This is a genomic window from Pseudomonas antarctica (assembly GCF_900624995.1).
Lineage (GTDB): Bacteria > Pseudomonadota > Gammaproteobacteria > Pseudomonadales > Pseudomonadaceae > Aquipseudomonas > Aquipseudomonas antarctica.
In genome coordinates, this window is record NZ_UYXQ01000039.1 from 21,412 (window position 1) to 32,688 (window position 11,277).

At 61.0% G+C, this 11,277-nt stretch carries 11 protein-coding genes and 1 pseudogene; 4 read left to right on the forward strand and 8 right to left on the reverse strand.

The genetic code is table 11. The features are described 5' to 3' along the window. Positions 1 to 72 precede the first annotated feature (72 nt). Complete coding sequence (locus tag E0F99_RS18185) at positions 73 to 423, forward strand: DUF6124 family protein (protein WP_083357915.1); 351 nt, start codon at positions 73 to 75, stop codon at positions 421 to 423. 465 nt (positions 424 to 888) lie between these two features. Continuing rightward, entirely contained in the window at positions 889 to 2,040 is a 1,152-nt protein-coding gene (locus E0F99_RS18190; protein ID WP_083357914.1) for a M14 family metallopeptidase, read from the forward strand. Between the two features lie 43 nt (positions 2,041 to 2,083). Here E0F99_RS18190 and E0F99_RS18195 read toward each other — a convergent pair whose 3' ends face one another. The 5 genes from E0F99_RS18195 to E0F99_RS18215 form a co-directional block, all read right to left on the reverse strand. After that, positions 2,084 to 2,623 (reverse strand): cytochrome b, encoded by a 540-nt coding sequence (locus E0F99_RS18195; RefSeq protein ID WP_083357913.1) that lies wholly within the window; start codon positions 2,621 to 2,623, stop codon positions 2,084 to 2,086. Further along, a complete protein-coding gene (locus E0F99_RS18200; protein ID WP_083357912.1) occupies positions 2,620 to 3,702 on the reverse strand; it encodes a catalase family peroxidase in 1,083 nt (360 codons plus the stop codon). Before E0F99_RS18200 ends, E0F99_RS18195 begins: the two co-directional genes overlap by 4 nt. Positions 3,703 to 3,813: 111 nt before the next feature. After that, on the reverse strand, positions 3,814 to 4,578 hold the full coding sequence (locus tag E0F99_RS18205) for an enoyl-CoA hydratase-related protein (protein WP_083357911.1): 765 nt from the start codon (positions 4,576 to 4,578) through the stop codon (positions 3,814 to 3,816). A 41-nt stretch (positions 4,579 to 4,619) separates the two neighbouring features. Then, positions 4,620 to 5,915, reverse strand: a complete 1,296-nt coding sequence (locus E0F99_RS18210; protein WP_130908849.1) for a ferredoxin reductase domain-containing protein — start codon at positions 5,913 to 5,915, stop codon at positions 4,620 to 4,622. Beyond that, on the reverse strand, positions 5,908 to 7,515 hold the full coding sequence (locus E0F99_RS18215; RefSeq protein ID WP_083357909.1) for an amino acid adenylation domain-containing protein: 1,608 nt from the start codon (positions 7,513 to 7,515) through the stop codon (positions 5,908 to 5,910). Before E0F99_RS18215 ends, E0F99_RS18210 begins: the two co-directional genes overlap by 8 nt. 197 nt (positions 7,516 to 7,712) lie before the next feature. Between E0F99_RS18215 and E0F99_RS18220 the strand changes: the two genes are divergently transcribed. Continuing rightward, positions 7,713 to 8,219, forward strand: a complete 507-nt coding sequence (locus E0F99_RS18220; protein ID WP_083357908.1) for a sigma-70 family RNA polymerase sigma factor — start codon at positions 7,713 to 7,715, stop codon at positions 8,217 to 8,219. Then, positions 8,216 to 8,953 (forward strand): anti-sigma factor family protein, encoded by a 738-nt coding sequence (locus E0F99_RS18225; RefSeq protein WP_083357907.1) that lies wholly within the window; start codon positions 8,216 to 8,218, stop codon positions 8,951 to 8,953. Before E0F99_RS18220 ends, E0F99_RS18225 begins: the two co-directional genes overlap by 4 nt. Here E0F99_RS18225 and E0F99_RS18230 read toward each other — a convergent pair. The 3 genes and pseudogenes from E0F99_RS18230 to E0F99_RS18235 form a co-directional block, all read right to left on the reverse strand. Further along, positions 8,950 to 9,888 carry a Csu type fimbrial protein gene (locus tag E0F99_RS18230; protein WP_083360409.1) on the reverse strand — a complete coding sequence of 313 codons (939 nt, stop codon included), beginning with the start codon at positions 9,886 to 9,888 and terminating at the stop codon, positions 8,950 to 8,952. The two genes, E0F99_RS18225 and E0F99_RS18230, sit on opposite strands and share 4 nt — an antisense overlap. Positions 9,889 to 9,955: 67 nt before the next feature. Further along, complete coding sequence (locus E0F99_RS31185; RefSeq protein ID WP_423213180.1) at positions 9,956 to 10,204, reverse strand: FimD/PapC C-terminal domain-containing protein; 249 nt, start codon at positions 10,202 to 10,204, stop codon at positions 9,956 to 9,958. A 90-nt stretch (positions 10,205 to 10,294) separates the two neighbouring features. Then, a pseudogene (locus tag E0F99_RS18235) lies at positions 10,295 to 11,251 on the reverse strand (fimbria/pilus outer membrane usher protein); the annotation flags it as partial. Positions 11,252 to 11,277: the final 26 nt, after the last annotated feature.

The following is an 11,277-nucleotide window of genomic DNA, read 5'->3' on the forward strand; positions in this document are numbered from 1 at the left end:
CAAATGACATAAATACGATTCGTATTATTATCGAAGACAGGTTTTCGACATCCACTCAGAGTACCCACCCTCATGACGACCCGCCCGTATCACCTGCCCAGCACATCCGAAACCGACGAACTGTTGGTGATGCGCAACAGCGGCGCCGCCCAGCGCGCACTCGACTATTACTTGAAAGAGGATGTTTCGACGCCAATCACGGACGCGTCATTTTTCGACATCAAGCCCGGCGTTAGCCACGAGGACGCACTGGTTCACGCTTCCGACCTGCTACGCAGCGCGGCGGCAGCGGCGTACGAATCGGCAAGTAGCCGTCAGGGCACCCAAAGGGATCTGGCGTTTTCAGTGGTGTATTTGATTGATTTGGCGAAGGCGATGGTGGAGCAGACATTGCAGGTGCCAGTGGGTCAGGCAAACACATGACCGGCACGCAGCGAAAATATTTCTATCTCAGCGATAAAAACATTTGACTTGCAAATGATAATGATTATTATTGGGATCAGCTGATCGCGAGATCAGTCGATAGGCCAAGGGACCTTAGGTCGGACTCTTGGAATATCTCCTCATCAGGCTAATCACGGTTTTTGACCCGGCTCTTTGGCCGGGTCTTTTTTTTGCCAGTTTTCCTGGCATGGCTTCAGGCTAATGAAGACTGTGTGTTGCTCGATGGCGCGCATGGTAGCAAAAGAACATCGCCAAAAGAAAGCCGAACCAACGCTCTAGACCGGATCTTTGCGAAATAGCGCTTGAGAATCAATCTCATAGATTCTAAGCTGCTGCGGCGTCAAGGACGACGCCCCCTCCTCCTCTGCAACAATTTCGCATCAGAATTGCGCCTGACTCCTTGTAAGATATCTGCCACAACTCTCCTATTCAGGCGACCCGACTATGACTGTGGCCTTGACCTCCATCAAGATCAGTACCGACTTCGACAGCGGCAATATCCAGGTCCTGGATGCCAGCGACGCCTACCAGTTGCTGCTTGCGATCAAACCCGATACCCGCAGTGCGCATTTCCAATGGTTCCACTTCAAGGCCGAAGGCATGCACGTGGGTCACACCCACACCTTTCGCCTGAGCAATGCGAGTCAGTCCTCTTACAAAAACGCTTGGAGCGGCTACAACGCTGTGGCGTCTTACGACCATATCAACTGGTTCCGCGTCCCCACGCGCTTTGATGGCGAAACATTGCACGTCAGCCTGGAAACCCGTGAAAAACAAGCCTGGATCGCCTACTTCGAACCCTACAGCCGTGAGCGTCACGACTGGCTGATCGACCTGGCCTTGAATCGCGCCGGCACCGAATTGCTGGCAACCGGCAAAAGCGTCGAAGGCCGCGACATCCAACTGCTGCGCCGCGGTAAAGGCGGTGAGGGCCGACGCAACGTCTGGATCATTGCCCAGCAACACCCCGGCGAACACATGGCCGAGTGGTTGATGGAAGGCATCATCGAACGCCTGCAACAGGACGGTGACGCCGAGTTGAAAAAGCTCCTGTCCGTCGCAGACCTGTACTTGATACCTAACATGAACCCTGACGGTGCCTTCCACGGCCACTTGCGCACCAACGCCATGGGTCAGGACCTCAACCGTGCCTGGCAGAGCGCCAGCCAGGCGATCAGCCCGGAAGTACTGTTCGCACAGCAGCAGATGGAAAAATACGGCGTTGACCTGTTCCTCGATATCCACGGCGACGAAGAAATCCCCTACGTGTTCACCGCCGGCTGCGAAGGCAACCCAGGCTACACCACGCGCCTGGAAGCGCTGGAGAAGCACTTCCGCGGCCACTTGAGCGCGCTGACCCGTGACTTCCAGACCACCCACGGCTACACCCGTGACCTGCCGGGCGAAGCCAACATGACGCTGGCCTGCAATGCCGTCGGTGAGAAATATGACTGCCTGTCCCTGACCCTGGAAATGCCTTTCAAGGACAACGATGACGCGCCTAACCCAAAGACCGGCTGGTCGGGTGAGCGCTCCAGGCAATTGGGCAAGGATGTGTTGAGCAGCGTCGCCGATATCGTCGGCATCTTGCGCTGATGGCTGTGTGGCGAGCGAACGTGCTCGCCACACAACCCTGGCATCAGCCCTTGGTGCCGGTCATGCTTTGCAGCACGCCGTCACGGCGAATCAGCCCGTGGAACAGTGCCGCCGCCAGGTGCAATAGCACCGTTAGAAACAACAGATAGGCCAGGTACCCATGCGCTTTGCGCAACAGCGCAAACAACGGCGCATTTGCCTCCACCAACGCCGGCAACTGCACTGAACTGCTGAGCATCACCGGATCACCGGCTGCCGAAATCATCGCCCAGCCCAGCAGCGGCAACACCAGCATCAACGCGTACAACACGACGTGCGACGCCCTGGCTGCCAGCACTTGCCACAATGGCAAATCGGCAGGCAGCGGCGGTTGCCGGGTGGAAAAGCGCACCGACAGCCGCACGATCACCAACGCCAGAATCGCAATGCCCAACGGCTTGTGCAGGTGAATCAGCCACTCGTGGCGCTCCGACACCGACGCCACCATGCCCGCGCCGATAAACAACATGGCGATGATCATCAAGGCCATCAACCAATGCAGCAGGCGGGCCAACAGCGCGAAAAACCGTGGTTGAGCATTCATGGTTTCGACTCCTGAGGGGCACTGTGCAATGGGCTGACTTCACCGGCGCGGCGCACGTACGAACTGGCATAGGCTGCCGAACGCGCCGCCAGCAGCGGGTCGTTGGAAGCTTGAATACCACTGGGCAAAATCAGTGGGTCAAAGTTGATATCGCGGCAATCACCGTCCGCTTGCGGCTGGCTGCTTTGCAGCACCAGGGTACCGGCGTTCAGCACCTTGTGTTCACCGGCCCAGGCCTTGCTCGCATCGTCCAAAGGGTCGCCGGGGTTGGCCAGGGTCATGTTCAATTGCCAACGCAGCGGGCCGGAAGCCAGGCGCTGTACCAGGTCTTTTTCGAGGAAGTCTCTGCCCGATGGCACGGTGTCGCCCGCCGTATCCTGACTTTGTGGCACCACGCCCCAACGCACCGCCTGACGCTTGCCATCAGCGCTCACCAAATAAAACGCATTGATGCCGTTGTAGGTTTCAGTCGCATAACTGGCCGACGGCTTGGCTGTCTTGACCCACGCCAGAAACGGCGCCGTCTCCGGGTGCGCGGCAAAAAACGCTGGCATGCCCGCCGGGTTCGGCTTGCCGGTGGCCGGGTCCGGCGCACCCGCCTTGAGCATCTGGTAAAACGCTTCAGGGGTGCCCACCGGGAACACCGGCATGCTGTTCATCCCCGTGCGCCATTGCTGGCCGTTGGCCTGGCTGAACTGCAGGGCGAAACTGCGGATAGGCACACTGCTGTCCGGCGCGTAAGGGTTGCCGCTGGGTAAAGCAAACCGACCGATCACCGGGGTTTTCGCCTCGCTGAACACCTGGGCACTGGAATACGCACGCGCCTCGGTGCTGCTCTCGAAGTAACCCGCCACGCATACGCCCTTGGCATGGTTACGGCGCAAGCCTGGGTGCACGCCATTATTGGTTTCAAGGGCGTTGACCAGGGTCTTGGGCTGCAGGCGCTGTGGGTCGAGCGTACCGTTGACGTAGGCAAACGCCCCGGCAGCAACAGCAACCACCGCACCGATACCGGCAAGCCGTGCGATCAGGCTCGGCGTGCTGAGCGGAGGACGGGGCGGTGATGAGTGATCTACCATGAAAAGCTCCAGCACAGAGGGAAAAGAGCTATGAGACGAATCTCGCGTAGGTTTATTCCTCCTGCACTGTAGTTATTTTCACAGCAGATCCCGTTTGTGCCTTATTTTCTCCTACGACTGGTTGAATACGGCCTGGCGCTTGCTCAGAAAAGCATTCATGCCCTCCTGCTGATCGGGTGTCGCAAACAAGCCATGAAACAGTCGGCGCTCCAGGCGCACCCCATCGCGCAAACCCACTTCAAGAGCCTGCCCCACGGCCTCACGTGCTGCTCGGGTGGCCGCGCGGGAAAACCCGGCAATCTGCGTCGCCACCGCCAGCGTCTGCTCCAGCAACGTCGCCGCGGGGTACACCCGTGACACAAGCCCTGCCTGCTCGGCCTCCTGGGCCGTCATCGGCCGGCCGGTCAACACCAGGTCCATCGCTTTGGCCTTGCCGATCAGCCCGGTCAAGCGCTGGGTCGCGCCCATGCCCGGGATCACGCCCAGCTTGATTTCCGGCTGGGCGAAGGTGGCGCTGTCGGCGGCAAAAATCATGTCGCACATCAGCGCCAGCTCACATCCCCCGCCATAGGCGTAACCGGCCACGGCGGCAATGGAGGGCGTACGCAGGTTAGTGAACGCCTCCCACCCGCAGAAATAATCTTCGTTGAGCATGTCCAGGTACGACTTGCCGCTCATTTCCTTGATATCTGCCCCGGCCGCAAAATACTCGGCAGTGCCGGTGAGCACAAAGCAACCGACCTGCGGGTCTTGGTCCAGGGCCGTTAAACCGGTGATGAGCTCCGTCATCAACGCTGAACTCAATGCGTTTTTGACTACGGGGCGATTCAACCGGAGCAACACCACCCGGCCGTGACGCTCGACCACTACATTCATACAAACCTCCAAATATTGATGTGCTGAGCCCGCCTGTTACATCACGAATCCCAGATCGCGCCATAGGCCGGTATGCCCCTGGCTTCCATTTCTTCCACCACGCGCCGCGTCAAGCTCTGATTGGCAATACAGATCACCGCCTCTGCGCCGAACACCTGCACCGCGCCGTAAGCCAGTTGCACAAGGGCGGGCTTACCGCGCTCATCGGTGTCCCAGATCAACGCGTTCGGCTGTGCTCGCAGAATCTCGTCCACCAACGCATCACCGTAGGTCTTCCTCGGGCTACGGGTAGACCAGATCAGCTGGATCGGGGCCGATGCCGCCAGCAGGTGCGGCATAACGGGGCCGATGCCGCTGCCGGTCGCCACGTACACCACCGACGTGAACAACGTCTCCACACGGGCCACTCCGGCAGTGGTAATGCCCTTGACCCACACGTGGCTGGGCAAATCCTCGATGAAACGCCCGGTCCAATCCCCGGCCCGGGAAATGATCAAACGAAACCCGGCCTCGTTCGGTGCGGGGATATTGGCAAACGAATGCCACTCCAGCAGCGGGTGCCGACTGATCGCCGTGGATGAGCCGGCAAACGGTGTGGTGTGAGCGAAGCGGGTAACGACCGCGTGCCCGGAAGGCCGCGTATGTTCAACCGCTACTTTGCGCAGGCGTAGCCATGGCAGCGCGATGCTCAAGGTCAGTAGCACCAGCATCCAGAACGAGCCGCTGCGCAATAGCTGCGCCCCATCCTCCATCGACGCCAGCAGCGTCAGCCCCCAGAACAGCAGCAGTACAGACCACCCGGCAAAACGGTGAACCCGTTCGAAACCGTTGTGAAACCGACCTCGAACCCATGGATGAGCCATGATCACCATCAACAGCAACAGCCCTAGCAGCAGCGCGGCCATCCACATCCAGGCCGACGACACGCTACCTGGGTGCTGCACATACCGTAAGCCTTGAACACCGAGCATCGCTGCGAACCAGGCGGTCGCGGCCAATGCCGAGCCGCTGTGCAGACCACCGATGTGGTAGACCTTCGCCGCGCTGCGGCGGATACGCAACGGCCAACACAGCGGTATACGCGTTGCCAACCAGAACAGCGCATTGATCAGGTATTGCTGGCGAATCAAAATGGCAACCGACAGGTTGATCAACACCATGTCCGCGAGCCTCTCAACGGTGAGGGCGTGAACGTCGACAGCCAGCAGCACAAACGCGTTGCCCATCAGCACCAGCGCCAACAGACGGTTGTAGTAAGAGAACATCGGCAGTGACGTCCAGCGGCGCCATAGCGCGGGCTTGGGCGGCACAACGGTACGGGTCAGCGCATCAATCATGGCCGGGGCCCTCAGTTATGAGCGCCAACAACGCCACGTGCCGCTCCCGAGCCCGCTGCAGCAATAGACCCTTGTCGATCTTGCCCCTGGCGGTCAGTGGAAAATGCTCCATCGCATAGATGGACGACGGCACGCAGTAGTAGGCCAGGCGTTCCTGGCACCGGGCTCGGCACGACTGAACGTCAGCACTGGCCGGCGAAACAAAGGCCACCAGGTTGCGACTGTCCAGCTTCAACGTGACCGCCCGCGTGCAGCCATCGCCCGCCTCCAGGGCGGCGGACACGGCGTCCAGCTCCACACGAAACCCGCGAACCTTTACCTGATCATCGACCCGCCCCAAATGTTCAAGTTGCCCCTCAGTCGTCCAGCGCCCCAGGTCCCGCGTACGAAACATCATCGCGTCACCGCCCATAAAGGGGTCCGGGCGGTAGCGCTCGTCAGTCAGCTCAGCATTATTTAAGTAGCCGACCGTTACCCCTGCGCCGCCGGCCCACATTTCACCGGTTTCACCCAGTTCACAGGCGCGGCCGTGTTCATTGAGCACATACACGGTGTTATTGGGCGTGGGCTTGCCGATGGTCAATAGCGTGCCGGGCACGTGCCGATGCAGCGTATTGACGATCGTGGTTTCGGTGGGGCCGCAACCGTTGTAGAACGCGCAGTGTTTGGCCCAATGCTCGGCGAGCGCCTGGGAACAGGGCTCTCCCGCCACTGCGACGACCTTGAGGTCAGGGCACTGCTCAGGGTCAAGCGTCGACAGTATCGAGGGCGTTGCGATCAATACGTCGCACTGTGCAGCAGTTTGCGCAATATCTTGACCTCGAATCAGCAGGGTCGCACCGTGTGCCAAGCAACCGAGTATTTCCCAGGCTGCCATGTCAAACCCGATATTGAGGATCTGCCCCACATTACGACCCGGTGCCATGCCCATCCGCCCCGGCTCCGTCAACAGGAGGTTGCACACGTTGCGGTGACTGACGCACACGCCGTTGGGCCGTCCGGTCGTGCCGGAGGTGAACAGCACGAAACACAGATCATCGGTGTCAGCTGCGGCGAACACCTGATCGTTGTCCTGGGCGATCCAGGGCTCTTCGGCCAGAAACGTGTCCAGGCCCAGACAGCGATGGGCTGCATCGGCCGGTATACGCTCGGCCAGGCTCGACAGGCTCAGAATCACGGGGCTGGACAGCGACTCCAGCACCATGCTCAGTTGCAGTGTCGGTACGATTCTGGCGTCCTGAGGGACATACGCGGCGCCCACCTTCAGCACCGCCAAAAGCCCTACCAGCATGGGAATCGAACGCTCGACGAACAGCGCCACCGTGTCGCCGCGCTTCACGCCCTGCTCTACCAGGCGCACGGCCAAGCGATTGGCTTGACGGTTGAGCTGTTCATAGCTGATACGCTGGCCCGCCCACACTGCAGCGATGGCTTGCGGCGCCCGTGCCGCTTGCACCTCAATGGCGTGGTGCACAGTGTCGCAGGCGGGCTCGGCTGTAGGGCCGCACCCCCATTGTTCAAACACGACTCGCGGCGCAGCAGGCAAATGAGCCAGAGCGGCTCGGAAAAAGAACTGTTTATCGATCGGAGAAAATGACATGCATACACCCTCATCAATTAACTGCCGAAGTGGTTCCCGGCTGTTACGAGGATTGATTGAGGTGTGGGAGCGGCATTACAGGGCCGCTCCCATTGCAGATTTTCCCTATACAAAAGCGCAACATTCGTACTGCTGTTGATGGAATAAGCTACGTCGGCCAGCGTCTTCCTCTGCACAATCGATCAGAACCCACGCCCATGCACGAGCTCGACGAACAGTTACGTGAACTCATCCCCAGGATGCGGCGGTTTGCCGTGTCCCTGACGCGTAACGCCAGCAGCGCCGACGACCTGGTGCAGTCCACCCTTGAACGGGCGATCATCCGTTGGGCCGATAAACGCATCGAAGGTGATCTGCGTGCCTGGCTGTTCTCGATCCTCTACCGACAGTTCCTCGACGCCCACCGCCGCAGCCGGCGCTATGCACGCATGCTCGATTACTTTACCGGCCGTGACGACGCGCAACCTTCGGTGGAGCGCACGGTGATGGCTCAGTCGACCTTGCAAGCCTTCGATAAACTCAACACCGAGCAGCGCGCCCTGCTGCTCTGGGTGTCCGTCGAAGGGTTAAGCTACAAGGAGGTTGCGGTTATTCTCGAAGTGCCTGTCGGCACCGTCATGTCGCGCCTGTCCCGGGCGCGCCAGGCCTTGCGTCAACTCAGCGAAGGCGAAATTGCCAGCCCTGCCCTGCGGATACTCAAATGATCAGCCTGCCCCCCAACGAACGCGATTTGCATGCCTACGTCGATCACCAACTGTTGGAGAGCGATCGCCGCGTGCTTGAAACCTACTTGGCGGCCCACCCCGACGTCGCAGCCCAAGTGCGTGCCTGGCAACAGGATGCGCAAGCGCTGCGCGCGTCATTGAGCGGGGTGTTGCAACAGCCGGCCAACCCCGAGCTGGACCCGGCGCTGATTCGCCGGCGCATCAAGCATCAGTCGCGCCGCCACTTCGCGAGCGCCGCCGTGCTGCTGATCGCAGTCAGCCTTGGCGGCATCGGTGGCTGGCACGCCCGCGAAGCCACCCAGCCGACGATGTTGCCGATGGCCGACGCGATGCAAGCGTTCCGCCTGTTTGCGCAAGACGGCATTATGCCCGCCGACTACAACGCCCAGGACAGCAGCACCATGCAGGCCTGGCTCGACCGCTACTTCAACCAGGCGCATCGCCTACCCGACTTAAGCCAGGCGGGCTTCAAGCCGGTCAGCGGGCGTTTGCTCACCACTGAGCAAGGCGCTGCCGCCATGGTGCTGTACGAAGACCCGCAAGGGCGGCGCATGAGTTTCTACATCCGCCCACCAGGCCCGGAGAACGGTTTTCTGCCGCGTGGCAGCCGCAGTGCCGATGGCTTGCAGGCCGAATACTGGTCCGGCAGTGGCTACAACTACGCGATGGTCAGCCCGGTGGGTCAGCTGACCCCGCAGACGATGAAGTTCTAAAAGCCCACGTCCAGCACGACGTTGTCGATGTAGGTGCCGCCCGGCGGTGTGGTCTGGTCGCTGTAGACCTTGGCGTTGTAGTTGAACACCTGGCTGCCGGTGCCCAAGCCATTGCCAGGGTTGACCTCAGCCGTGGAGCTGGCCCGCCGCGCCGCGCCCACACTGCCCCAGCGCGTGGTGCCGGCGCTCTTGAAAATGTCGTACGCGAGAAAATTACTCCCGGACACCATCTGCCGACGGCCGCCCACACTCACCGGGTTTTGCCCATCGCTGAGGCCAACGGTGTAGGCGCTGCCTTTGGTGCAAGCCACGCTGGCCTGGCCGCTGACGGTGGTGAATGCACTGACCACCGGCGCACTGCCGAACGCGATCGGCGGTGTGGTGATCTGGCAGTCATTGACCACAGTCATGCTCACCGTCAGCGTGGTGGTGCCGCTGTTGACCTCACGGCCCAGGCATATGCCGCCAAGGCCAATGCCCGAGCAATAGTTCCAGTTCCAGAACACACTCAGGGTTTCGCTGTACACACCGGCGGCGACGTTACTGCCGAGGGTGGTGGCGAAATAAAGCGGCATAACTTTTGTGCCGGGCCCGAACACCAGCCCCAGGGACGCGGCAATACCGCCACTGCCACCAAAGTCGAACGCGGTGCCGCGCGTCATCGGGAACGCGGTGGTGTTGTTGGCGTAGATCGTATAGTTGATAACGTCCCCGGTCGGCCCGACCAGGCCCCCTTGCGCTGAGCCGCTGATGGTCGCGTAAAAATGGTCATTGGAGGTCAAGACCGAAAGCAGCGCCGGCGTGCAGCTCAAGCCACCATTGGTGGTTGAGCTGGGCTGGGAGGTGGTACGTACCGTCATCGAACTCACCGTCGTGCCAAAACTGGCCGGTACCGTGGCGACCACCGAGCACACGGCCTGTACCTGTGCAGACATACCCAAACTTGCCAACGGCAACCACCGCAACAGCCATTCCTTGACCCGCACACGCACACTCCCTATGTCATTGGCACACCAGTGGCCCGATCAGCGGCACCTGCTCCTGCGTGGTGTCCAGTTCAAACGTCGCCTGGCAGGTTTGGCCGTCACCGACCGAGACTTGCAAGGTGTTATGCGCCGCCAGGTTTTCCAGGTAGACCAGGCCGTCCCAGCCGACTACCGCCAGCGCGCCACTTTGCTCATGGCGTACCTGGCTGCCCAGAGACAAGTCCTGATGCTGGGTATCGACCAACGTGATGCTCGCCGCGAGCACCCGGCGCACCGGGAACGCCAACAAGTAGCCACTGCCCCGGCGCACGGCGACCCGTTGTTCGACATTCGGCACTTGCACGTTGGACGGCAAGTTCAGCGGGTTGATCTCGTATTTGGCGCGGTAGTAGGCGCTGGTCCACGGCACCAGCAAGTGCCCGTTGCGGTCGGTTTCGCCGACCACCTGGTTCTCATAGCGCACCGGCACGCCACCCACGCCATCGGTGCTCACGACCACGAATGCATCGTCGACGCGGTTGGCGGCGAATACGTGGTGGTCCATCCACACCAGCGAGCCACTGGCATCCGCCCAACGGGTGTGCGCGTCGCTGTTGCCATACACGCCCGCCTGCAATTGCACCGACTGCAGGCGCCAGGTCAGGTCGGCCTGACGATAAGCCGGTCCATCGCCGCTGGCGTACCCCAGGTTGAAGCCCACACCGCCCTGGGCGGGTACGGCACGGCTGTAGTTGACCCGCTGCTGGCTCTGCCCGGTTTTGCTGCGCTCACTGCCCACGCTGAGGCTGCCGTACACGTCGAAGGGCACCACCACTTGCGCCTGCACCGCCCAACTGCTGTCGCCAACCTCATGGTTGGCCGACAGGTAAAAACTGCTGTTGCGCCACAGTGATTTGCTCCAGGTCATATTCACCAAGCGCGTGCGCGAGTCATCCGCCGCCTGCACATCAAAATAGCCCACGCCCAGGCTGCCGAAATCATTCAGGTTCAAGCTCAGGGTGGCCTGCTGGCTGCGCTTGCTGAGGCTGGCATAGGGTGTGTCGACCAGGCTCAGGTCGGCGTACTCATCGCGCCGCTCCACCCGCTGGTAAGACAGGCTGTAACGCGGGTTGCTGTATTGATAGCCCAGGCTCAGTTGCTGGCCGGCGCGGCCGTCGAACTGGCTTTGGCTGACGGCGGTGTTGAGCACACCGAAGTTACCCACGCGCAGGTTGCCACCTACACCGCCCAAGGCCAAGTCACCCGAGGCTTCGGCGTGGCTTTCCAGGGTGAGCGCGTCCGACAGCCCATAACGAAAGGTGCCGCTGGCCACGCCGGCGCCGTAGCCGAAATCGCGCA